The organism is Streptomyces sp. NPDC051315 (assembly GCF_044455165.1).
In the GTDB taxonomy this organism is placed as follows: Bacteria; Actinomycetota; Actinomycetes; order Streptomycetales; family Streptomycetaceae; genus Streptomyces.
On sequence record NZ_JBITEN010000021.1, the window covers coordinates 21894 to 46181 of the forward strand.

20 protein-coding genes are annotated in these 24288 nt (G+C 69.6%); 14 read left to right on the forward strand and 6 right to left on the reverse strand.

What is annotated here, in order from left to right; translation table 11 throughout:
• The first annotated feature begins 99 nt into the window (after positions 1 to 99).
• From ACIBBD_RS31860 to ACIBBD_RS31925, 14 genes are all read left to right on the forward strand, one after another.
• Positions 100 to 804, forward strand: a complete 705-nt coding sequence (locus ACIBBD_RS31860) for a hypothetical protein (protein ID WP_399423036.1) — start codon at positions 100 to 102, stop codon at positions 802 to 804.
• Between the two features lie 50 nt (positions 805 to 854).
• Positions 855 to 2051 carry a phage tail protein gene (locus ACIBBD_RS31865; RefSeq protein ID WP_399423037.1) on the forward strand — a complete coding sequence of 399 codons (1197 nt, stop codon included), beginning with the start codon at positions 855 to 857 and terminating at the stop codon, positions 2049 to 2051.
• A complete protein-coding gene (locus ACIBBD_RS31870; protein WP_399423038.1) occupies positions 2048 to 3328 on the forward strand; it encodes a tape-measure protein in 1281 nt (426 codons plus the stop codon). The genes ACIBBD_RS31865 and ACIBBD_RS31870 overlap by 4 nt, the downstream gene beginning before the upstream one ends.
• A gap of 18 nt (positions 3329 to 3346) precedes the next feature.
• Positions 3347 to 4267: a phage distal tail protein gene (locus ACIBBD_RS31875; protein ID WP_399423039.1), complete on the forward strand. Its 921-nt coding sequence runs from the start codon at positions 3347 to 3349 to the stop codon at positions 4265 to 4267.
• 4 nt (positions 4268 to 4271) lie between these two features.
• Complete coding sequence (locus ACIBBD_RS31880) at positions 4272 to 5465, forward strand: hypothetical protein (RefSeq protein WP_399423040.1); 1194 nt, start codon at positions 4272 to 4274, stop codon at positions 5463 to 5465.
• Between the two features lie 49 nt (positions 5466 to 5514).
• Positions 5515 to 6729 (forward strand): hypothetical protein, encoded by a 1215-nt coding sequence (locus tag ACIBBD_RS31885; RefSeq protein ID WP_399423041.1) that lies wholly within the window; start codon positions 5515 to 5517, stop codon positions 6727 to 6729.
• Positions 6730 to 6755: 26 nt separating this feature from the next.
• A complete protein-coding gene (locus ACIBBD_RS31890; protein WP_399423042.1) occupies positions 6756 to 7946 on the forward strand; it encodes a hypothetical protein in 1191 nt (396 codons plus the stop codon).
• Positions 7947 to 7973: 27 nt separating this feature from the next.
• Complete coding sequence (locus ACIBBD_RS31895) at positions 7974 to 9071, forward strand: hypothetical protein (RefSeq protein WP_399423043.1); 1098 nt, start codon at positions 7974 to 7976, stop codon at positions 9069 to 9071.
• Complete coding sequence (locus tag ACIBBD_RS31900; protein WP_399423044.1) at positions 9068 to 10207, forward strand: hypothetical protein; 1140 nt, start codon at positions 9068 to 9070, stop codon at positions 10205 to 10207. Before ACIBBD_RS31895 ends, ACIBBD_RS31900 begins: the two co-directional genes overlap by 4 nt.
• Positions 10207 to 10920 (forward strand): hypothetical protein, encoded by a 714-nt coding sequence (locus ACIBBD_RS31905; RefSeq protein WP_399423045.1) that lies wholly within the window; start codon positions 10207 to 10209, stop codon positions 10918 to 10920. The genes ACIBBD_RS31900 and ACIBBD_RS31905 overlap by 1 nt, the downstream gene beginning before the upstream one ends.
• Before the next feature lie 21 nt (positions 10921 to 10941).
• Entirely contained in the window at positions 10942 to 11439 is a 498-nt protein-coding gene (locus tag ACIBBD_RS31910; RefSeq protein ID WP_399423046.1) for an ATP-binding protein, read from the forward strand.
• 88 nt (positions 11440 to 11527) lie between these two features.
• The gene (locus ACIBBD_RS31915; RefSeq protein ID WP_399423047.1) at positions 11528 to 12409 is read left to right on the forward strand and encodes a peptidoglycan-binding protein; all 882 of its coding nucleotides are present in this window, start codon (positions 11528 to 11530) and stop codon (positions 12407 to 12409) included.
• 69 nt (positions 12410 to 12478) lie between these two features.
• The gene (locus ACIBBD_RS31920) at positions 12479 to 12715 is read left to right on the forward strand and encodes a hypothetical protein (protein WP_399423048.1); all 237 of its coding nucleotides are present in this window, start codon (positions 12479 to 12481) and stop codon (positions 12713 to 12715) included.
• Positions 12712 to 12978, forward strand: coding sequence for a hypothetical protein (locus ACIBBD_RS31925; protein WP_399423049.1), 267 nt, complete (start codon positions 12712 to 12714; stop codon positions 12976 to 12978). Before ACIBBD_RS31920 ends, ACIBBD_RS31925 begins: the two co-directional genes overlap by 4 nt.
• Positions 12979 to 13043: 65 nt before the next feature.
• Here the strand turns inward: ACIBBD_RS31925 and ACIBBD_RS31930 are convergent, their stop codons facing one another.
• From ACIBBD_RS31930 to ACIBBD_RS31955, 6 genes are all read right to left on the reverse strand, one after another.
• Positions 13044 to 16943 (reverse strand): DNA-directed RNA polymerase subunit beta', encoded by a 3900-nt coding sequence (locus tag ACIBBD_RS31930; protein ID WP_399423050.1) that lies wholly within the window; start codon positions 16941 to 16943, stop codon positions 13044 to 13046.
• A 97-nt stretch (positions 16944 to 17040) separates the two neighbouring features.
• A complete protein-coding gene (gene rpoB, locus ACIBBD_RS31935) occupies positions 17041 to 20526 on the reverse strand; it encodes a DNA-directed RNA polymerase subunit beta (RefSeq protein WP_399423051.1) in 3486 nt (1161 codons plus the stop codon).
• A 554-nt stretch (positions 20527 to 21080) separates the two neighbouring features.
• Positions 21081 to 21467 (reverse strand): 50S ribosomal protein L7/L12, encoded by a 387-nt coding sequence (gene rplL / locus ACIBBD_RS31940; protein ID WP_391998828.1) that lies wholly within the window; start codon positions 21465 to 21467, stop codon positions 21081 to 21083.
• A gap of 125 nt (positions 21468 to 21592) precedes the next feature.
• Positions 21593 to 22123: a 50S ribosomal protein L10 gene (gene rplJ, locus ACIBBD_RS31945; RefSeq protein WP_399423052.1), complete on the reverse strand. Its 531-nt coding sequence runs from the start codon at positions 22121 to 22123 to the stop codon at positions 21593 to 21595.
• 285 nt (positions 22124 to 22408) lie between these two features.
• Positions 22409 to 23245, reverse strand: coding sequence for a hypothetical protein (locus ACIBBD_RS31950; protein WP_399423053.1), 837 nt, complete (start codon positions 23243 to 23245; stop codon positions 22409 to 22411).
• Positions 23246 to 23351: 106 nt separating this feature from the next.
• A complete protein-coding gene (locus ACIBBD_RS31955; protein ID WP_399423054.1) occupies positions 23352 to 24185 on the reverse strand; it encodes an LppX_LprAFG lipoprotein in 834 nt (277 codons plus the stop codon).
• Positions 24186 to 24288 lie beyond the last annotated feature (103 nt).

Consider the following 24288-nt stretch of genomic DNA (forward strand, 5'->3'; position numbering starts at 1 on the left):
CCAAGGCCAGTGGGCGGTCGTGCTCGCTGCACAGAGTCCCACAACCCTCCCGGCCGGGCACTGCGTTCGCGCAGCCGGCACCCAAGCGAGGAGAAGCCCGTGTCCACACCGTCCGAACCCGTCGACCTGAAGGAACTCAAGAAGAAGCAGGACGACCAGCAGACCCAGATCGACAACCTGACCTCGTCACTCGACGGCAAGCTGACCTCCGCCGAGTTCGGAACAAAATGGGACGAGAAGAAGGAGCAGGCCGACAAGCAGGCGAAGAAGGAGAACAACAAGTTCCTCGACGATTACGAGGGCTTTCAGGCCACGGCGCTCACCGGCCAGAAGTCGGAAGCGAACATCGCCAAGGAAGAGGTCAACGGCCTCAACGCCGCGGTCAACACCCTGGCCCTGTCGTTGGTCGCACTCGAGTTCTCCTGGAGCCTGTTCAAGATCGAGTTCAAGCCGCTGTTCACCCCCCGGTGGGTCGACAAGGTCAACCAGGCCATCGGCCGGTTGCAGGACCGGCGCGGCTGGAACAACCCCGAGGGCGACGCCCAGCGGGAGCTCGACCAGATCAAACTCGCCACGAGGCACCTTCAGAACCGAGCCCACGACGCACACGTCCGGATCGCCAAGACGAACCTGCGCATCGACAAGCTCCAGGGAAAGATCAACGCGGACCGGCGCGCGCTGCGGGAGACCCTGCGGACCAACGACAGGTCGGCCCGTTCCATGCCGCTCGGAAACCTCTCCGGGACGGAAGCCGACATCCGGCGGCTCGAAATCCGCGTCCAGGCCCTGGTGCGTGCCCTCTGACACCCTCGCGGCCCTTCATCTGACCGCCGACACCAGGGAGCTCCGTATCCATGTCCCTTTCCCGTTCACTGCAGAACACGTCGTCGACACTCAAGAACTTCAAGACCCAGGCGGACGGCGCCGGCCGCGCCGTCGACACCCTGAAGAGCAAGGCAGGTTCCGGCGCGGGCGAACTCAAGCGCCTGAAGAGCTCGGCCCAGGAGGCCGAGAAGGAACTGAAGGACCTCAAGACCGCCTCCGACCAGGCCGAGAAGTCCATCTCCAAAGCCGGGAAGACCGGTTCCACGGCCGGCAAGAACCTCGGCAAGTACGAGTCCGGGGCGAGCAAGGCGGCCAAAGGCCAGGACAAGATGAACAAGTCGATGAAGGGCAACTTCTTCGGCATGCTCATGGACCTGCTCATGCCGCTCATCGAGAAGGTCGTCGAGATGGCGACCAGGTCGAAGACCATGCAGAAGGTCCTGCAGACCGCCTTCGGCGTGATCAAGTCGGTGATCAGCAGCGTCATGAAGGCCATCGGGCCGATCATGAAGAACGCCGCCAAGCTGATCAAGTCGGTCTGGAACGGCATCAAGACGGCGATCTCCAAGGTCGTGAAGGCCGTCGCCACCGTCATCAAGACCTACGTCAACATCTGGAAGAAGGTCATCAGCACCGCGCTGAAGGCGATCAAGACGGTCGTCTCCAGCGTCTGGAAGGGCATCAAGGCCGTCATCTCCCCGGTCGTCAACTGGGTCAAGTCGGCGATCCCGAACGCCTTCCGGGCCGTCAAGGACAAGCTGTCCAGCATCTGGGGCGGCCTCAAGGGCATCGCGAGCCGGGCCTTCGACGGCATCAAGAGCGCGGTGAAGGGCCCGATCAACGCGGTCATCGGCATCATCAACCGCGCCATCGGCGCCCTCAACGGCATCAAGGTCTCGATCCCCGGCTGGGTCCCGGGCGTCGGCGGCAAGACCTTCGGCGTCAGCCTGCCGAAGATCCCCATGCTGGCCACCGGCGGTGTCGTCATGCCCCGCTCCGGCGGTGTCCCGGCGATCCTCGCCGAGGCCGGTGAGGCGGAGGCCGTCCTGCCGCTGAGCAAGCTCGACCGGCTGCTGCGGCGGGCCGCCGCCCAGGGTTCGGCGTACGCCGGGGCCGCCGGGAGGGGTGGCGGCGCGCTGCACATCGAGCACTACCACGCGGCGGAGAACAGCAGCCCGCAGCGGACCGCCGACGCGCTGATGTTCCTGGCGAAGGCACGCGGATGAGTGCCGTCGTGACAGCGGCGGGGCCCGCCGACCTGTTCGCCGGCGTCGCCTCGGCCCTCCGTTCCTTCCGGGCCGGCGTCGCGGGGAGCGGCAACACGCTGCGCTCGCTGACCGAGGGCGTCAAGAAGGCCGCCACCGGCACCGCCGGCGTCCGCTCCGCCACCGACCAGACCGCCACCGCCGTACGCCGGACCAAGGCCAACGCCGACGCCGCCGCCCGCTCAGTGGCCAAGGCCGGCAAGACCGCGACCACCGCGGCCACCGGTGTGAAGTCCGTCGGCGGCAAGGCCAGGGGCTCCACCCGTTCCGTCCGCAAGCTCCTGGCGGCGGCAGGCGGCGTGGTGGCCCTGGTAGGCGGCCTCATCGGCGTCGCCGGGCTCCTCGGCCCCGCCCTCGGCGCCTTCGGCACCGCCATGACCATCGGCGCGGGCGTCATGCTCGTCATCAACGCCCTCACCCGCGCCAACCCCATCGGCTTCGTCACCGGGCTCCTTCTCCCGGTCGCCGGCTGGCTGATCGCTCTCGCGATGAACTCCGAGACCGGGCAACGGCTGATGGAACAGCTCGCCACCCTCGTCCTGAAGTACGTCGAGGGCTATCTGACCGTCATGACCCCGCTGCTCAAGGGCATCGCGAGCGCGCTGAACACGTACGTCACCGGCTACCTCGGGGTGATCACCACCGCGCTCACCGCCATCGGTGCCCTCGTCGGCACCGGGTTCGCCGTGCTGAAGGCGCTGACCACCGGGGACACCCGGGCACTCAGCGGCAAGGTGTCGTCGGTCTGGCGGGGGTTCAAGGACGCGGTCAAGCCCGCCCTGCGGTGGATCACCCAGGACATCCCCCGGATGTTCACCCGGGTCAAGGAGGCCACCTCCAGCACCCTGGACGCGCTGGGGAAGTTCGTCACCACCGGCGCGCAGACCGTCGCCGGCGTGGTCAAGGGCCCGATCCAGGGGCTGATCGCCTTCGCCAACTGGGTCATCGACAAGCTCAACTCCCTGAGCTTCTCGATCCTCGGCAAGAAGTTCGGCGTGGACCTGGACAGGATCCCGATGCTCGCCGAGGGCGGTGTCGCCGTCCCCGGCGCCTCCCGCCAGGCCGGCAAGGTGCTGCCGCTGAGCGCGCTGGAACGCCGGCGGGAGCTCGCCCGCAGACACCGGACCGCCGGTGAACACCGGTACCACATCAAGGAGTTCCACGAGAGCCGGGGCGCCGGCGCCCGAGGCACCGCGGAAGACCTGCTCTTCCTCGCATCCGCTCACGCCTGCACATGACAGTGAGGTGACGGCCCCATGGCCGAGACGACGACAACCGCATACACCGAAGACGTGGCCCCCGGCTCACTCATCACCCGCGACGGGCAGATGCAGTGGGCCGGACTGCTGATGGGCCCCGGCACCCCGTACGAGATCGACCGTGCGGGCCTGAGCGGCTGGGAGGACCTGCCGGAGTACGACGCCTCCGACGCCGACCACCCCACCGCGCACGGCGCCTGGCCCGGTGCCCGCTACGCCAGGCCGCGCAAGATCGGCGGCACGGTGTGGACCGTCCCCCAGCAGGACGAGGCCGCCTCCTCGCTCGCCGCGATGCGCGCCCTGCGCCAGGCGCTGATGCTCGGCGACTCCGAGCGCTGGCTGGCGGTACGGCTGCACGGCGAGACCCTGGCCGTGCGGGCCCGGGTCAGCCAGCGCGTGCTGGCCGCCGACCGGACGTACACCACGCAGGGCGTCTCCCGGGCGTCCGTGCAGTGGTACGCCACCGACCCGCGCCGCTACTCGGTCACCGAGCAGACCGCGGTCACCGGCGCCCCGCAGCCGGAAAGCGGTCTGACCTGGCCGCTGACCTGGCCGCTGTACTGGGGCCAGACGGCCTCCACCGGTGATGTGAACGCCGACAACACCGGCTCCGCGCCCACCCATCCAGTGATCGCCTTCACCGGTCCGTGCGTCAACCCGACGGTGACCGACCGCGCCTCCGCCCGCCGGCTGCGCTACCTGATCACCCTCACCGCCGGCGACGAGCTCGTCGTCGACACCGCCGCCGGCACGGTCACGCTCAACGGCACCGCCTCCCGCCGCAACACCGCCGACGCCGACAGCAGCCCCGAGGAACTGTTCGCCTTCGAGCCGGGCCGTGCCCAGCTGGCGTTCCGGCCGGACACGTACGACACGGGCGCCCGGATGACCGTCCGCTGGCGCGGGGCGGAGTGGTGATCCGATGACCGTACGAGCATCCTGGCTCACCGAGATCGGCCAGACCCGGGAGGACACCCGGGTCACGCTGTCCGGTCTGCTCACCCCGAACGGCCTGGTGGCGGAGAACATCCCGCTCAAGGCCCGGGGCGGCATCGTCCCCGGCGGCTTCGCCCTCACCGGCACCACCGGCGGCATGACCTTCACCGTCGGCACCGGCCGCGCCTTCGTACAGGGCGGCCGGACCGCCCAGGGCGCCTACCCGGTGGCCGTGACCGAGCCGGAGACCCTGACGGTCACCGACGGGGACGCCCTGTACAGCCGTATCGACCTCGTCGAACTGGTCGTGCGGGACGACGTCCACGACGGCACCGGCGCCACGGAGGCCGTCGTCCGCCTGGTCAGGGGCGCCCCGGCGGCCACCCCCGTGGCACCGAGCAGCCCCGACGGCAGCGCCCTGCCGCTCTACCAGATCAGGGTGCCCGCCGGGGCCTCCGCCGGTTCCGGCGGCCTGGCCTGGGAGAGCGCGGTCACCAGCCTGCGGTACCCGACGGTGGCCCTCGGCGGGATCGTCCCGGCGAGCGGCTTCGACGGCGCGTACGCCGGACAGTACCGGGACAACGCGGGCGTCCTGGAGCGCTGGTACGGCACCGCCTGGGTGCCGTACCCGAAGGGCGTCGGCGGCATCGCCCCGGCCGGCACGCTCACCACCGGAAGCTACGCCGGCCAGTACCGCGAGGACGCCGCCGGACTGCTCCAGCGCTGGGACGGCTCCGCCTGGCGGTACGCGGAGGGCCGTACGACCGTGCTGCTCAGCGTCTCGCAGACCACCGCGCAGTCGGTGCCCACCGGCGCGTGGACGCAGATCAGCATGCAGAGCACCGACGTGGACGACGCGGCCGGCTGGTCGGGCTCGAACACCTACACGGTGCCCAGGACCGGCTGGTGGCGGGTGTCCTGCTCCATCACCTGGTACACGGAGGCCACCTCCGGCAACCGCGGCGCGCGCATCTACCAGAACGGCTCCGGCGTCCCGCGGGGCACCTGGCTGATCGGCGCGGGTCCGGGCGCGACCAGCGTCGGCGGCAGCTGCCTGCTCCGGATGACCGCCGGAGACAAGCTCGCCCTCTACGGGCTGCAGCAGTCGGGCTCCACCATCACCACCCTCGGCGGCTCCGGCTACGCCACCAACCTCACGGCCGAATGGCTCAGGTCCTGACGGGCCTTCGGCTTCCCTGTCCCTTCCGCAGACCACAGGAGACCCGCAGATGAACCTGCGCAGCTCATGGGTGGCCGAGACCGGCCAGACCCGCGAGGACACCCGTCTGACCCAGATCGGCGCGACCACCCCGGCCAATCCCCTCCAGGTCCGTTCCGGCATCCTCCCCGGCTCCTACGACGGCCAGTACCGCCTGTCGGGCTTCTGGATGGAGGGCCACGCGGGCAGCATGTCCGCGACCGTCCACGAGGGCCGGGCCGTCATCCAGGCCGACGGCGGCCAGGGCGCCTACCCGGTCGCGCTGGCCGAGCCGTTCCCCCTCACCTTCGCCGCCGGCCAGGCGCAGGACCGCTACGACATGGTCGTCCTGCGGATCTATGACGACCTCTACGACGAGTCCGGTCTCACCAAGGCCGCCGTCGAGATCGTCCAGGGCACGCCGGACACCAACCCGGTGGAGCCCGCCCTGCCGGACATCGTGCTGCCGATCTACCGGGTCCGGGTCCGGGCCGGCGTCAGCGCCGGCAACGGCGGCATCAACTGGAACAACGACGCCCTGGACCTGCGCGTCCCGACCGTCGCGGTCGGCGGCATCCTGCCCGTGGTCGGCGACACCGGCAACGGCGCCTACCCGGGCCAGTACCGCGACGCCGGCGGCGCGCTCCAGCGCTGGGACGGCTCCGCCTGGGTGTCGTACCCGAGCGCGCTGGGCGGCATCGCCCCGGCCGGCACGGTCACCACGGCCAGCTACACCGGCCAGTACCGCGACAGCTCCACCGGGCAGCTCCAGCGCTGGAACGGCTCGACGTGGGTGCCGTACCAGCCGGTGCCGACCTGGACCGACTACACGCCCAAGTGGGGCGCGGAGACGGGCACCGCCCCCACCGTCGGCAACGGCACCCTCGCCGGCTCGTACGTGAAGATGGGCACCCTCGTGCACGTCCGGATCTACCTCAAGATCGGTTCGACGACCAACCTGGCGGCGCAGGCCGCCAACGGCAACTGGAACTTCACCCTGCCGGTCGCGCCGGTCTCCTCGACCTGGAAGCTGGACGGCCGGGTGCTGAACGTGCTCGGCTTCGACACCTCCACGGGCCTGCAGTACCCGGGCAGCGGGCTGCTGTCGGTCACGGGCGGCGGCACCGTGCGCAACCTGCGCGAGTCCCTGAAGCAGGCCAACGCCTTCTGGGACAAGGGCTTCCCGTTCGCGTGGGCGGCCGGCGACGTGCTCTCCATCCACGGCACCTACGAATCCGCCTCCTGATCCGGCCGCACCTCGAAGGACTCGCCATGAACGCACGCTCCGCCTGGCTGTCCCCCGACGGCCAGACCCGGCAGGACACCCGGGTCACCCAGGTCGGCGCCGTCACCCCGGTCACCGACATCAAGGGGCGCTCCGGCGTCCTGCCCGGCTCCGAGGGCGGCCAGTACCGGGTCACCGGCCTGTGGCTGGCCGGCACGGCCGGGACCATGTCCGCCACCGTCGGCGTCGGCCGGGCCGTGATCCAGTCGACGGTCGCCCGCGGCGCCTACCCGGTCGCCGTCACCGAACCGGTCCCGCTCACCTTCGCCGACGGCGACCCGCAGTACGGCCGGATCGACCTGGTCGTCCTGCGGATCCACGACCACGACCACGACGGCTCCGGCCGCTACGAGGCCGCCGTCGAGATCGTCCGGGGCCAGGCGGCGGCCCAGCCCGTCGCGCCCACGGCCCCCGACACCTCGCTGGCGCTGTTCACCGTCGCCGTCCCGGCCGGCCGGAGCGCCGGCAACGGCGGCATCGACTGGGACAGCGCCCGCGTCGACCTGCGCCCCACCACCGTCGCGGTCGGCGGCATCCTCCCGACCCGCTCCGACGACACCGCGCCCGGCGGCTACCCCGGCCAGTACCGGGACGTCAACGACACGCTCCAGCGCTGGAACGGCACCGCCTGGGTGCCGTACCCCAAGGGCGTCGGCGGCATCGCGCCCGCCGGCGCGGTCACCACCGGCAGCTACACCGGCCAGTACCGCGAGTCGTCCACCGGCGTCCTCCAGCGCTGGAACGGCTCGGTGTGGGTGCCGGCCGTGGTGACGCCCCTGTACACGGGGTCCCTGGACGCCGGGTACACCACGTCGACCACGTACACGGCCGCCCTGAGCGACACGGCGGTCACCGCGCTGTCCCTGAACTTCACCGCTCCGGGCACCGGCGCGGTCCTGCTGCACTTCGGCGCCCGCATGACGACGAAGGACAGCAGCACCGCCACCGCGTACATGGCCCCGCAGATCAGCCAGGGCGGCACGGTGACCTTCGCGCCGAACGACGAGTACGCGGCCGTGTACGGCGGCGCGGTCGGCGCCTCGGTCGCGACGATGTGGCGGCTGTACAACCTCACGCCCGGCACGGTCTACACGATGACCGCCATGCACCGCTCCAGCGACGCCGCGGTGGCCTGCTGGTTCGACAGCATCTTCCTGCGCGTCGACCCGATCAACTGATCCGCCCCCTCACGGAAAGGAGTCGACATGCCCGTACGCTCCGGATGGCTGTCCCCCGACGGCCAGTCCCGCGAGGACACCCGGCTCGTCTCGCTCGGCGCCCTCACCCCGACCTCGCCCGTCGCCACCCGCTCCGGCATCCTGCCGGGCTCGGCCGACGGCCAGTACCGCATCTCCGGCTTCACGCTGACCGGCACGACCGGCACCATGAGCGCCACGGTCAGCCCCGGCCGGGCCGTCGTGCAGAGCACCGACGCCCGGGGCGCCTACCCGGTCGCGCTGACCGAGTACCTGCCCCTCACCTTCGCCGACGGCAACGCCCAGTACAGCCGCATCGACCTGGTCGTCCTGCGCGTCCACGACGACACCTACGACGGCTCCGGCCGTCACGAGGCCGTCGTCGAGATCGTCGAGGGCACGGCCGCCGCCCTCCCGGCGGTTCCCGCCGCGCCCGGCCTGTCCCTTCCGCTGTACGAGGTCCTGGTGCCGGCGGGCGCGAGCGCGGGCGCGGGCGGCATCGCGTGGAACACGGCGGTCACCGGGCGCCGTACGGCCACGGTCGCGGTCGGCGGCATCCTGCCCGTCACCACCGACACCACCAACGGCTCCTATCCCGGCCAGTACCGCGACCTCGGCGGCCAGCTCCAGCGCTGGAACGGCACCGCCTGGGCCGACTACCCGGTCCTGCCCACCTGGCAGAGCTGGACCCCGGCGTGGACCACCAACTCCGGCGCCGCCACGCCCGCCTACGGCAACGCCTCGCTCAACTGCCGGTACGTGAAGTTCGGCACCACCGTGCACCTCCACTTCTCGATCACGTTCGGCAGCACCACCACCTACGGCACCAGCCCCACCACCTCGGACAACTGGCGCTTCTCGCTGCCGGTGGCCGCGTCGGCGACCCACCCGCAGATCGGCTTCGCCGAGCTGGGCGCCGCCAACGAGACCCGTGCGCTGGCACGGATGTACTGCGGCACCGCCACCACCTTCGAGATGCAGGTGTCCACGGGCCGGCCCAACGCCACCGCCTTCGCCAACACCGGCTCCGTGGACGCCCTGACGCCCTGGACCTGGGCGAGCGGCAACACCATCCGGGGCACCGCCACCTACGAGGCCGCGTCATGACGACCACCAGCCCCTACCGGGCGATCTTCTGCGACCTGCTCACCGACCGCACCATCGACATCCTGCCCCTGCGCGACGTCACCGTCGACGACTACATCGGCAAGGCCGGCTCGCTCTCGGGCACGATCCCCGTGCCCAACGAGGAGATGGCCGTCCGCGTCCGCCGCATCGAGGAGGGCCGCACCTCGGTCTACCTCCAGCGCGGCAACGACCTGTGGTGGGGCGGCATCATCTGGACGTCCACCCTGCAGAGCGACGACCGGGGCGTCCTCACCCTCGGCATCCAGGCGGCCACCTTCGAGTCCTACGCGGGCCGCCGCCGCATCCGGGCCGCCACCCCCGTCTACGACCCCCTGTACAAACTGGAGTTCAAGAACAGGTACCAGCTGGACATCGTCCGGGGCCTGTGGACCGACCTGCAGAACGCGCTGCCCGGCGGCAACATCGGCGTCACCTACGGCGACGAGCACTCCGGCGTGAAACGGACGGTCACCTACCGGGACGGCGACGAGACCGTCTACCTGGAGGCGATCGACGCGCTCGCCGGCCTGGAGAACGGCTTCGAGCACCACATCGCCGTCTACCGCGACCCGGCCACCGGCGCGCGCGTGCGCCGGCTGCGACTGGGCAGCCCGAAGATCGAGATCGGCACCAGCGACCTGGTCATGGACCGGCCGGGCACGATCCTGTCGTACTCCTTCCCGCGCGACGCCACCCGTGGCGGCACCACCGCCCGTGCCCGCGGCGCCTCCACCAACACCAACCAGGCCGAGGAGTCCCGGCCGCTGGCCTCCCGGGTCGCGGTCGCCACGGAGCTGATCGGCGATACCGGCGCCGGCTACCCGCGCATCGACCTGTCCTCCGACCACAACGAGATCACCGACGGCGCCACCCTGAACGCCCTGGCCGGCGCCGAACTCGCCTCGGCCACCGGCGCGGTGGTCATCCCCGAGATCACCGTCCGTCTCGACGACCTGGTGCCGCCCGCGCTGCTCGGCCGGACCGTGCGCATCCGGATCACCGACGAGTGGTGGACCGAGGGCCTCGACGCCCGCTACCGGATCATCGGGGTCAAGGTCAGCCCGGCCCAGCGCGGCCGGCCCGACACCGCCGAGCTCTACCTGGAGGAGGCCTGATGCCCCAGCTCCCCGAAGACATCATCGACCGGCTGACCCAGATGGAACGCCGGATCCAGCAGCTGTCGACGGCCGTCAACAGCCGGCCGGCACTCAACAAGGTCTCCGGCGGCGGGGTCGAGATCACCGACGGCGGCTACCTGGCCGTACGGCCGCCGGACGGCGGTCCGGCCGTGTTCGCCGTCGGATCGTGGAGCGGCGACGAGTACGGCCTGGCCATCCGCCGCCAGACCGGTTCCCTCGCCCTGAGCCTGCACAACGGCGACGGCTCCAGCACCTCGCTCCAGCCGCTGCGGATCTTCGACAACGGCGGCCGGGAGATCTTCGCCGACGACGTCAACACCGGCGGCATCGCCCGGCCCTGGATGACCATGCTGCCCCCGCAGGACAGCTCGACCGCCCGCTGGCCGCAGACCACGGCGACCGCCTGGACCACCGTCGCGATGTCGTACAACGTCGTCTGGCAGCCCAAGATGCGGCTCATCGTCAGCACCAAGGTCAGCTCCGGCGGCGCCGGCTCGGTCCAGGTGCTCGTCAACGGCGCCGAGTGGGGCACGGTCGTCGCCGCCGGCACGGACTTCGACCACACCGGGCCGATCAGCAGCGACTTCCCGTCGGTCTACGGCACGACGGTCAAGTTCGAGATCCAGGCCAGGGCCACGACCGGCACCGTCTACGCCAATCCCGTGCTCATGCACGGCCGCCAGAGCTGACCCCGAGGAAGGCACCGCACCATGGACATCGACACCAGCCAGCCCTGGGGCGTCGCGATCGACTACGCCGGCCGCGCCACCCTCACCGAGGCCGGCCACACCATCCACGTCAACGTCTCCGACACCAGCCTCAACAGCATCATCGCGCCGGACTCGATCACCGGGACCTACTCCCCCGTCAACATCACCGCCCAGTTCACCGAGACCGGCGACAACGGGGCCCTGCTGCGCGGCACCGGCAGGGTCACGGTCATGCCCGTCGGAACGGCCCCGGTCGTCCCCGACCAGACGGCCGTGCAGCGAGCGGTCGCCGCGGCACTGGCCGACTTCCGGGCCAACCGGGCGGCGTACGTCGCGCTGTGCGCCGCGTGGGCGACGGACGAGGGCGGCGACGACGGCGACCCGGACACCGGGGGCGGCGAGACCGACACGGGCACCGGCGACGAGACCGACACCGGCACCGGCGGTGACACCTCCACCGAGACCGGAGGTGAGACGGACCCCGGCACCGGCCTCTGACCCACGCCCCGGTCACCCCACGCACCCCGAGCCACTCCCGCGGCCGGGGTTTTCTCATGCCCGCACCGCCCCCAGGGAGGCACCGCCCATGGCCAACCCCCTCTCCGCCACCGCCCTCGCGTCCGCCCTGCGGGCCGAGGGCGTCACCGTCGTCGAACACGCCGGCTGGCGCACCAACAACCGCAACCACAAGGGAAGCTGGGGCCCCGTCAACGGCGTCATCGTCCACCACACCGTCACCACCGGCACCAGCGCCACCGTCAGCCTGTGCTTCAACGGCCACGCCGACCTGCCCGGCCCGCTCTGCCACGGCGTGATCGCCAAGGACGGCACGGTCCACCTCGTCGGCAACGGCCGGGCCAACCACGCCGGCGTCGGCGACCCCGACGTCCTCGCCGCGGTCGCCGCCGAACGCGCCACCCTGCCCGCCCCGAACCAGCGCACCACGGACGGCAACGCCCACTTCTACGGCTTCGAATGCGTCAACCTCGGCGACGGCAAGGACCCGTGGCCCGAGGCCCAGCTGGAGGCCATCGTGCGCGCCTGTGCCGCCCTGTGCCGGGCGCACGGCTGGAGCGCCCGTTCGGTCATCGGCCACAAGGAGTGGACCAGCGCCAAGATCGATCCGCGCGGCTTCGCCATGACGGATCTGCGCGCCCGCGTCGCCGCCCGGCTGACCAGGGCACCGGCCACCCCCGGCACCGGTGCCGTCCAGCCCGTCCACCAGCCCTTCCCGGGCGCCGCGTGGTTCCGGAAGCAGCCCCGGTCGGCGATCGTCACCGCCATGGGCAAGCGCCTGGTGGCGGTCGGCTGCTCCGCGTACGAGGACGGCCCCGGCCCGCAGTGGACCGAGGCCGACCGCAGGTCGTACGCCAAGTGGCAGCGCAGGCTCGGCTACACCGGCGCCGCCGCCGACGGCTGGCCCGGCGCCAAGTCCTGGGCGGCGCTCAAGGTCCCGTACAGCTCCTGAAGACACCCTGCCGAGCGCCCCGGCCCCGCCGGAAAGTCCCCCGAACGTCCTTCGAGAAACGAGGTCGCCGTGTCAGACGCCGCCAAGCGAACCCTCCGTACCGTCGTGCAGTCCGCTGTCGGCCTGTGCGTCCTGCTCCCGGCGGTCGTCGACGCCGTCGGCGTCCCCGCGACGCTGCCCTGGGTGGCCGGCGCCCTGACCGTGGCGGCGGGCGTCACCCGGGCCATGGCCGTCCCCGCGGTCCAGTCCCTGCTGCCCGCGTGGCTGCGCACGGACGCCCCACCGACCGAAAAGAGCAGCGCGTGAACGAATCCCCCTCCCTCTCCGACCCGGCCGTCGTCGCCGTCGAACTGGAGCGGCTGCGCGGCACCGTCGAGGCCGGCTTCGCCCGCGCCGACGGCCAGCTCGCGCTGCTGGTGCAGCGCAGCGACCAGACCGACAAGCAGCTCGCCGACCACGAACAGCGCCTCGACGCCCTGGAACGCTCCCGTTGGCCGATCGCCAGCATCGGCGCCCTGGCCGCGATGGCGACGGCGGCCGTCGCCCTCTGGGAGCTGACCGGACGGTGAACACGCCGAAGGGCGGTCCCCCCGTACGTCACGTACGGGGGGACCGCCCTTCGACTCATGCCCGCTTACTGGTTGTACGGACCGTAGTCGTAGTCCTCCAGCGGAACGGCCTGGCCGGAGCCCGTGCCGAACGGCGAGTAGTCGATGTCGTCGTAGCCGACGGCCGAGTACATCGCGGCCTTCGCCTCCTCGGTCGGCTCGACCCGGATGTTGCGGTAGCGGGACAGACCCGTACCGGCCGGGATGAGCTTACCGATGATGACGTTCTCCTTGAGGCCGATCAGGGAGTCGGACTTGGCGTTGATCGCCGCGTCCGTGAGCACCCTGGTCGTCTCCTGGAAGGACGCCGCCGACAGCCAGGACTCCGTGGCCAGCGAGGCCTTGGTGATACCCATGAGCTGCGGACGACCGGAGGCCGGGTGACCGCCCTCCTGGACCACACGACGGTTCTCCTGCTCGAACTTCGAGCGCTCGACCAGCTCGCCGGGCAGCAGCTCGGCGTCGCCGGACTCGATGATCGTCACGCGGCGCAGCATCTGCCGGATGATGATCTCGATGTGCTTGTCGTGGATCGACACACCCTGCGAGTTGTACACCTTCTGGACCTCGCCGACCAGGTGGACCTGGACGGCACGCTGGCCCAGGATGCGCAGCACGTCGTGCGGGTTGGTGGCACCCACGGTGAGCTTCTGACCCACCTCGACGTGCTCGCCCTCGCTGACCAGGAGTCGAGCACGCTTCGAGATCGGGTAGGCCGTCTCGTCGCTGCCGTCGTCCGGCGTGATGACGATCTTCTTGGTCTTCTCGGTCTCCTCGATCCGCACGCGGCCGGAGGCCTCGGAGATCGGGGCGACACCCTTCGGGGTACGGGCCTCGAAGAGCTCGACGACACGCGGCAGACCCTGGGTGATGTCGTCACCGGCCACACCACCGGTGTGGAAGGTACGCATCGTCAGCTGGGTACCGGGCTCACCGATGGACTGGGCGGCGATGATGCCGACCGCCTCACCGATGTCGACCAGCTTGCCGGTGGCCAGCGAGCGGCCGTAGCACATGGCGCAGGTGCCGACGGCGGACTCGCAGGTCAGGACCGAGCGGGTCTTGACCGTCTCCACGCCGTGCTTGACCAGCTCGTCGATGAGCACGTCGCCGAGGTCGGTACCGGCCGGGGCCAGCACCTTGCCGTCGACCACGATGTCCTCGGCGAGGCAGCGCGCGTACACCGACGTCTCGACGTTGCCCGTCTTGCGCAGGACACCGTCGTCGCCGCGCTCGGCGATCGCCAGCTTGAGGCCACGGTCGGTGCCGCAGTCCTCCTCGCGGATGATGACGTCCTGGGAGACGTCGACCAGACGACGGGTGAGGTAACCCGAGTCGGCGGTACGCAGAGCGGTGTCCGCCAGACCCTTACGGGCACCGTGGGTGGAGATGAAGTACTCCAGCACGGACAGACCCTCACGGAACGACGCCTTGATCGGACGCGGGATCGTCTCGTTCTTCGCGTTCGACACCAGACCACGCATACCGGCGATCTGACGCATCTGCATCATGTTGCCTCGTGCACCCGAGTTCACCATCATGAAGATCGGGTTGGTCTTCGGGAAGTTGTCGTTCATCGCCTCGGCGACCTCGTTGGTCGCCTTGGTCCAGATCGCGATGAGCTCCTGCGTGCGCTCGTCCTTGGTGATCAGACCGCGCTCGTACTGCTTCTGGACCTTCTCGTCCTGCGCCTCGTAGCCCTTGACGATCTCCTTCTTCGCCTCGGGAACGACGACGTCGGAGATGGCGACGGTGACGCCGGAACGGGTGGCCCAGTAGAAGCCGGCCGCCTTCAGGTTGTCGAGCGTCGCCGCCACGATGACCTTCGGGTAGCGCTCGGCGAGGTCGTTGACGATCTCGGAGAGCTGCTTCTTGCCGACCTCGTAGTCGACGAACGGGTAGTCCTCGGGCAGCAGCTCGTTGAAGAGCGCACGACCCAGCGTGGTCTTCAGACGGAAGCTGTCACCCTGCTGCCACTCCGGCTCGCCCTCCTCCTGCGCCGGCGGGGTCCAGCCGCGCGGCGGGATGGTGCCGACCGGGAAGCGGATGTCGATCCTCGACTGGAGCGAGAGCTCGCCCGCGTCGAAGGCCATGATCGCCTCGGCGACGGAGGAGAAGGAGCGGTCCTCACCCTTGACGTCCCGCATCTCACCGTCGGTGGTGAGGAAGAACAGACCGAGGACCATGTCCTGGGTCGGCATCGTCACCGGACGGCCGTCGGCGGGCTTGAGGATGTTGTTCGAGGACAGCATCAGGATGCGGGCCTCGGCCTGCGCCTCCGCGGACAGCGGCAGGTGCACGGCCATCTGGTCACCGTCGAAGTCCGCGTTGAACGCGGTGCAGACGAGCGGGTGGATCTGGATGGCCTTGCCCTCGACCAGCTGCGGCTCGAAGGCCTGGATGCCGAGGCGGTGCAGGGTGGGCGCACGGTTCAGCAGCACCGGGTGCTCGGCGATGACCTCTTCGAGGACGTCGTACACCACGGTGCGGCCGCGCTCGACCATGCGCTTGGCGCTCTTGATGTTCTGCGCGTGGTTCAGGTCGACCAGGCGCTTCATCACGAACGGCTTGAACAGCTCCAGCGCCATCGCCTTCGGCAGACCGCACTGGTGCAGCTTCAGCTGCGGACCGACGACGATCACGGAACGCGCGGAGTAGTCCACACGCTTGCCGAGCAGGTTCTGACGGAATCGACCCTGCTTGCCCTTCAGCATGTCGCTGAGGGACTTCAGCGGGCGGTTACCGGGACCGGTGACCGGACGGCCACGACGGCCGTTGTCGAACAGCGCGTCCACGGCCTCCTGGAGCATGCGCTTCTCGTTGTTCACGATGATCTCGGGCGCACCGAGGTCGAGAAGGCGCTTCAGGCGGTTGTTCCGGTTGATGACACGGCGGTACAGGTCGTTCAGGTCGGAGGTCGCGAAACGGCCACCGTCCAGCTGCACCATCGGACGCAGGTCCGGCGGGATGACCGGCACGCAGTCGAGCACCATGCCCTTGGGGCTGTTGCTGGTCTGCAGGAACGCGGAGACGACCTTGAGGCGCTTGAGCGCACGGGTCTTCTTCTGGCCCTTGCCGGTGCGGATGATCTCGCGGAGCCGCTCGGCCTCCTCGTCGAGGTCGAAGGACTCCAGGCGCTTCTGCAGCGCCGCGGCACCCATCGAGCCGTCGAAGTACGTGCCGAAGCGGTCACGCAGCTCGCGGTAGAGCAGCTCGTCGCCCTCGAGGTCCTGGACCTTGAGGTTCTTGAAGCGGGTCCACACCTCGTCGAGACGGTCGATCTCGCGCTGGGCGCGGTCGCGCAGCTGCTTCATCTCGCGCTCGGCGCCTTCGCGCACCTTGCGGCGCACGTCGGCCTTGGCGCCCTCGGCCTCGAGCTCGGCCAGGTCGGTCTCGAGCTTCTTGGCGCGGGCCTCCAGGTCGGCGTCCCGGCGGTTCTCGATCTGCTGCCGCTCGACGGAGACGTGCGCCTCCAGGGAGGGCAGGTCACGCGTACGGCGCTCCTCGTCGACGTACGTGATCATGTACGCCGCGAAGTAGATGACCTTCTCGAGGTCCTTGGGAGCCAGGTCGAGCAGGTAGCCCAGCCGGCTGGGGACGCCCTTGAAGTACCAGATGTGCGTGACGGGGGCGGCCAGCTCAATGTGGCCCATCCGCTCACGGCGCACCTTGGCGCGGGTCACCTCGACGCCGCAGCGCTCACAGATGATGCCCTTGAAGCGGACGCGCTTGTACTTGCCGCAGTAGCACTCCCAGTCCCGGGTCGGACCGAAGATCTTCTCGCAGAAGAGTCCGTCCTTCTCGGGCTTGAGGGTGCGGTAGTTGATGGTCTCGGGCTTCTTGACCTCGCCGTGGCTCCACTGACGGATGTCGTCAGCGGTAGCCAGACCGATCCGGAGCTCGTCGAAGAAGTTGACGTCGAGCACTATGCGTCAATCCCTCTCAGGGTTGTAAGTCTTGGGGTCTGAAACGGGGGTCCCGGGGCCGGCGGGCCTTGATCGCTCAAGGCCCGCCGGACTCCCGTCAGACCTCTTCGACGCTGCTCGGCTCGCGCCGGGACAGGTCGATGCCGAGCTCCTCCGCAGCGCGGAAGACGTCCTCGTCGGTGTCGCGCATCTCGATGGACATGCCGTCCGAGGACAGCACCTCCACGTTGAGGCACAGGGACTGCATCTCCTTGATGAGCACCTTGAAGGACTCGGGGATGCCGGGCTCAGGGATGTTCTCGCCCTTGACGATGGCCTCGTAGACCTTCACGCGGCCGGTGACGTCGTCGGACTTGATGGTCAGCAGTTCCTGGAGGGCGTACGCGGCGCCGTAGGCCTCGAGGGCCCACACCTCCATCTCACCGAACCGCTGGCCACCGAACTGGGCCTTACCACCCAGCGGCTGCTGGGTGATCATCGAGTACGGACCGGTCGAACGGGCGTGCAGCTTGTCGTCGACCAGGTGGTGCAGCTTCAGGATGTACATGTAGCCGACCGAGATCGGGTCCGGGAACGGCTCACCGCTACGGCCGTCGAACAGCCGCGCCTTGCCGGACGGGAGCACCATGCGCTCGCCGTCGCGGTTCGGGATGGTGTGCTGCAGCAGACCCGCCAGCTCGTCCTCACGCGCACCGTCGAACACCGGGGTGGCGACGTTGGTGCCCGGGGCGACCTGGTCGGCGCCGATGGCCTGCAGGCGCTGGGCCCACTCGTCGGCGAGACCGGAGACGTCCCAGCCGCGGCTGGCGAGCCAGCCGAGGTGGATCTCCAGCACCTGTCCCGGGTTCATTCGGGACGGCACACCGAGCGGGTTGAGGATGATGTCGACCGGGGTCCCGTCCTCGAGGAACGGCATGTCCTCGATGGGCAGGATCTTGGAGATGACACCCTTGTTGCCGTGACGGCCGGCGAGCTTGTCACCGTCGGTGATCTTGCGCTTCTGCGCGACGTAGACGCGCACCAGCTGGTTCACACCGGGGGGAAGCTCGTCGCCCTCCTCGCGGTCGAAGACGCGCACGCCGATGACCTTGCCGGTCTCGCCGTGCGGCACCTTCAGCGAGGTGTCACGGACCTCACGGGCCTTCTCACCGAAGATGGCGCGCAGCAGGCGCTCCTCGGGCGTCAGCTCGGTCTCACCCTTCGGGGTGACCTTGCCGACGAGGATGTCACCGGCGATGACCTCGGCACCGATACGGATGATGCCGCGCTCGTCGAGGTCGGCGAGGACCTCCTCGGAGACGTTCGGGATGTCCCGGGTGATCTCCTCGGGGCCGAGCTTGGTGTCACGGGCGTCGACCTCGTGCTCCTCGATGTGGATCGAGGAGAGGACGTCGTCCTGCACGAGGCGCTGCGACAGGATGATCGCGTCCTCGTAGTTGTGACCCTCCCACGGCATGAACGCCACGAGCAGGTTCTTGCCCAGCGCCATCTCGCCGTTCTGGGTGGCCGGACCGTCGGCGAGGACCTGGCCCTCGATGATCCGGTCGCCCTCGTTGACGATGACCTTCTGGTTGACCGAGGTGCCCTGGTTGGAGCGGGCGAACTTGGCCAGGCGGTACGTGATGTACGTGCCGTCGTCGTTGGCGGTGGTGATGTAGTCCGCGGAGACCTCCTGGACCACACCCGCCTTCTCGGCCTTGACCACGTCGCCGGCGTCGACGGCGGAGCGGTACTCCATGCCGGTGCCGACGAGCGGGGACTCGGACTTAATCAGCGGCACGGCCTGACGCATCATGTTCGCGCCCATGAGGGCACGGTTGGCGTCGTCGTGCTCGAGGAACGGGATCATGGCGGTCGCGACCGACACCATCTGGCGCGGCGAGACGTCCATGTAGTTCACGTCGTCGGGCGCGACGTAGTCGACCTCGCCACCACGGCGGCGGACCAGGACGCGGGCCTCGGCGAACCGCAGGTCATCGGTGAGCGTGGCGTTGGCCTGCGCGATGACGAAGCGGTCCTCCTCGTCGGCGGTCAGGTAGTCCACCTCGTCGGTGACCTGGCCCTCGACGACCTTGCGGTACGGGGTCTCGACGAAACCGAACGCGTTGACGCGACCGTAGGAGGCGAGCGAGCCGATCAGACCGATGTTCGGGCCTTCGGGGGTCTCGATCGGGCACATACGGCCGTAGTGCGACGGGTGCACGTCACGGACCTCGAAGCCGGCCCGCTCACGGGACAGACCACCCGGGCCGAGCGCGGACAGACGACGCTTGTGCGTCAGCCCGGACAGCGGGTTGTTCTGGTCCATGAACTGCGACAGCTGGCTGGTGCCGAAGAACTCCTTGATGGAGGCGACGACCGGCCGGATGTTGATCAGCGTCTGCGGCGTGATCGCCTCGACGTCCTGAGTCGTCATGCGCTCGCGGACGACGCGCTCCATACGCGCCAGGCCCGTACGGACCTGGTTCTGGATGAGCTCGCCGACGCTGCGCAGACGACGGTTGCCGAAGTGGTCGATGTCGTCGGTCTCGACGACGATCGACTCGCCGCTGTCGCCGACCGTCTCGGTCTCACCGGCGTGCAGCTTCACCAGGTACTTGATCGTCGAGATGATGTCCTCGACGGTCAGGATGCCCGCGTCGAGCGGGGCGTCCGCACCCAGCTTCTTGTTGACCTTGTAGCGGCCGACCTTCGCGAGGTCGTAGCGCTTGGGGTTGAAGTAGAGGTTCTCAAGGAGCGTCTGCGCGGCCTCACGCGTGGGGGGCTCGCCCGGACGCAGCTTGCGGTAGATGTCGAGCAGCGCGTCGTCCTGGCCCTGGGTGTGGTCCTTCTCCAGGGTGGCGCGCATGGACTCGTACTCGCCGAACTCCTCGAGGATCTGCTCGGTCGTCCAGCCGAGCGCCTTGAGGAGGACGGTCACCGACTGCTTGCGCTTGCGGTCGATACGGACGCCGACCATGTCGCGCTTGTCGATCTCCATCTCCAGCCAGGCACCCCGGGACGGGATGATCTTGGCGGAGAAGATGTCCTTGTCGGACGTCTTGTCGATGCTGGAGTCGAAGTAGACACCCGGGGAACGGACCAACTGCGACACGACGACACGCTCGGTGCCGTTGATGACGAAGGTGCCCTTGTTGGTCATGAGCGGGAAGTCGCCCATGAAGACCGTCTGGGACTTGATCTCGCCGGTCTCGTTGTTGGTGAACTCGGCCGTCACGAAGAGCGGAGCCGCGTACGTGAAGTCGCGCTCCTTGCACTCGTCGATGCTGTTCTTCGGCGGCTCGAAACGGTGGTCGCGGAAGGTCAGCGACATCGACCCGGAGAAGTCCTCGATCGGGGAGATCTCCTCGAAGATCTCCTCGAGGCCGGACTTGGTGGGGACATCCTGACCGTTCTCGAGAGCCTCCTCGACGCGAGCCTTCCACGCGTCGTTGCCGAGCAGCCAGTCGAAGCTCTCGGTTTGCAGCGCGAGAAGGTTCGGAACCTCGAGGGGCTCCTTGATCTTTGCAAAGGAGATGCGCAGCGGGGCGGTGCTGGCAGCGTTGTTCGTATTCGCGGTCGAGGCGTTGCGCGAGGCGGCCAAGAGGGGGTCCTTCCGAGGGCTCGGACTCACTACGCGCGTACCGGCCCCTCCCCCCACACAGAGACAGAGATCCCAGGTCAGAGATGTCTGTAGTCGGTGTCAAGGCGAGGGCATGCCCCTGGTGACGGGCAGGGGACAGCTAACAGGCAGCGCAAAGGGTCAGTGTAGCCACTTGGCACACTGATGTCCAGTGCGGGTTCTTTGCGACCCTCGTTGCTCTCAACGCCCTCGGTCTGCTGGCCCTCAACGCACGGTGATACTGCCCTCTTCGCCGTCGATCCATGCCTCGGATTCGGATCCTTGTGACGACGCGTCCTGAGAATTGCGCGCTGCGTGCGGTTCGTCAAGGCCCCCTTGCCCGAACGGGGGTTCCCGGAGACACGACGAAGATCACCATACCCCCCGCGTACGCGGGTGCAAGGCAACCGTGGCCACGCCCCCGGAACGCCGAAGAGCGACCACCCGGATGGATGATCGCTCTTCGGTGCGCGGGCGTTACAGCCCCCAGGGGACTGTTTCAGCCTTTGCTCGCGGCCGTCGCCGGCCGCAGGGTGTTACTTGACCTCGACGGAGGCGCCGGCGCCCTTGAGGGCCTCGGCGGCCTTCTCCGCGGCGTCCTTGGCGACCTTCTCGAGGACGGGCTTCGGGGCGCCGTCCACGAGGTCCTTGGCCTCCTTCAGGCCCAGGGAGGTCAGCTCACGCACGACCTTGATGACCTGGATCTTCTTGTCGCCGGCACCGGTGAGGACGACGTCGAACTCGTCCTTCTCCTCCTCGGCGGCGGCGGCCGGGGCACCCGGGGCGCCGGCGGCGGCAACGGCGACCGGGGCGGCGGCGGTGACGTCGAACTTCTCCTCGAACGCCTTCACGAACTCGGAGAGCTCGATGAGGGTCATCTCCTCGAACTGCGCGAGCAGGTCTTCCTGGCTGAGCTTCGCCATGACGGGCGATCCTTCCACTAATTCGGCTGGTGCCGGATGTACATGTCTGGCGGGCGTACGTTCGGCCCGCTACGACCGCTGCTCGAGACGGGCTGTCTCAGGCGGCGGTCAATGCGCGAGCCGAGTTACTCGGCACCGCCCTGCTCGTCCTGCTTGGCGCGCAGCGCGTCCACGGTGCGGACGAGCTTCGACGGCAGCGCCTGGAAGACAGCGGCAGCCTGCGACTGCTTGCCCTTCAGAGCACCGGCCAGCTTGGAGAGCAGAACCTCGCGGGACTCGAGGTCCGCAAGCTTCTTGATGTCGTCGGCGGACAGCGCCTTGCCGTCAAGGACACCGCCCTTGATGACGAGGTTGGGGTTGTCCTTGGCGAAGTCACGAAGACCCTTCGCCGACTCCACCGGGTCACCGGTGACGAAGGCAACCGCCGTCGGACCGTTGAACAGGTCGTCGAGCGTCGAGATCCCGGCCTCGTTGGCCGCAATCTTGGTCAGCGTGTTCTTCACCACGGCGTACTGGGCGTTCTCACCGAGCGAACGGCGCAGCGTCTTCAGCTGCGCCACGGTGAGACCCCGGTACTCGGTCAGCACGGCGGCGTTCGAGCTGCGGAACTGCTCCGTCAGCTCGGCTACCGCGGCAGCCTTGTCGGGCCTTGCCATGAGCGTCGGCCTCCTTCCGGGTGATGACGACCGCTCGGAAGGGGCTGGGACAAACGAAACGCCCCGGCGCAGGCGCACGGGGCGTAGCTCGACCAAACGAATTCCATGGGGCGGAGTCCGTCCGGGAGCACTTCCACTGTCACCTGCGCGGGTCGTCCGCATTTCAGCGGATCCTTCGGCCACCGCACCCTCTCTCGAGTGCACGGCAACGACCAGCGGTCTTTGGCTTCGGTAGGAGCGTACGGGAACGGGGCGCTGTCAAGCAAATCCGCCCGTACGGGGCTCTCAGCCCCCTGCCTTCCTCATCTCCTCGGCCATGTCGACGGTGTCCGAGGCGGGCGGCGCCTTCACGGTCACCGGCTTGCCGAGGTCGCGCAGGGTGACGGTGACATCGAGCTCGCCGTGCCGCCCGAAGCCCCGCATGCGCAGCTGCCTGGTGTGCTCCGCGTCGTCGATCCACACGTCCATGGTCAGCTCGTCGACGCCCGCCTTCTCGTACTGCGCGAGGGCCTGCTCGCGCCGCTGGCGGACGTTCTTGTCCTCGTCCGCGTAGGAGGCCCGGATGGCGTCGAGGGTGGCCGTGCCCTGGTAGTGCGTGGTGCGCACGCCCCCGACGGTCTCGGTGCCGGTCTTCTCCAGGTCGTCGGCCGCGGTCAGGAAGGCGCTCTCCTGGGCCGGGTTCTGCCGGACCTTGTCGGCCATCGGACCGGAGTCGACCGCCAGGCCGCCCGGGGTCGTGGACCTGCCCGGCGCACCGAACTTGATCCAGTGCTTGCCGTCCTCGTTGGCCTCGTCGCTGCCCCAGTACACCGCCCCGCCGACCAGCCGGACCTCGCCGGTGCCCTTGTCGGGCCCACTCAGCACCACCGACTTCAGGCTCATGGCCGGCGGCTCGGTCGCGATCGCGCCCTCGGCCTCGATCCGGCCCTCCTCCGGCATGCGGCCGGTCATCCGGTAGCGCAGGGAGGTGAGCTTCTCCGTCTTGTCGGCGGCCCGGGCGACGGCGGCGGCCCCGGCGGACGCGTCGCCCCCGCCCTCCGTACCGCCGTCCGGGCCCCCCATCGCGCCGCAACCGGCGACGAGCAGCGCGGACAGCGCGAGGACACCGACAGAAGACCTCATGCAATTCCCCCCGGGAAACCAGCACAGTGAACACACGGTCGATTCACAGCAAGGGTGTGAAGGTATCCCAGAGGGGCGGGTGGGGTCCTGTGAATTCCCGCGGGGCTCAGCTGCCGCCCTGCTCCTTCAGCAGCACGGTGAAGTCCGCGGTGTCGCCCGCCGGAGGCGCCTCGACCCGAACCTCGGTGCCGTAGTCGCTGTAGTACGCGGTCTGGCGGTACTCCCCGGTCGCCGTCCGGCCCTTCTCGACCTTCTTGACGAGCAGGTCCCGGTCGTCGACCCAGATGTCGACGGTCTCGCTGCTGACGCCGGCCCGCTCCAGCTGCCGCCTCAGCGCGGCGTCGGCCACGTCCTCCACGTCCACCGTGCCGGAGTAGTGCGTGGTGGCCCGTCCGTCCACGCTCTCCGCACCGACCGTGTGCACGTCGTCGGAGTGCAGCAGCAGCTTCACCGACTGGTCGGGGGTGATGTTGCGCATCTGGTCCGCGAAGTCGGCGCCGGCGCCGAGGCCCGCCAGATCGTCGTACGCGTATCTGACCCAGTGCCTGCCGCCGGTCTTCGCGGCGAGTGCCTCGCCCGTCCGCGCGTAGTAGGCGTCGGTCAGGTAGCGGGCCTCCATGGTGGTGATGCCGAGCTCGCTCATCGCCTCGGCCGTCGTGCCGCCCGTGTACGTGATCGTGAGGGTGCCGGTGAGGCCCTCGTCCCAGCCGAGGGCGCCTGCGGCCCTCAGGGAGAGCGTGGTGCCCATGACGGCCGTGGACCTCACCCGGGCCGACGCGGCCCGTCCGGTGGCCCGCTCGGCGGATCGCAGGGCGGTGAGGGACGCGGGCGCCGCCCGGTGCTCCTCCTCGGACTGTCCCGGGGAGGAGCAGCCGGCCGACCCGGTCAGTACGGCCGCCACCACCAGCGCGATTCCCCCACGGCCCGTCGTCCACTTCATCGGTCCCCCTGTGCGATTCGCCGTGTCCGCACGCTAACCCAGGTCAGGGCACCCCCGTACGGGAACGGGAAACGGGCCCCGCACCTGAAGGTGCGAGGCCCGT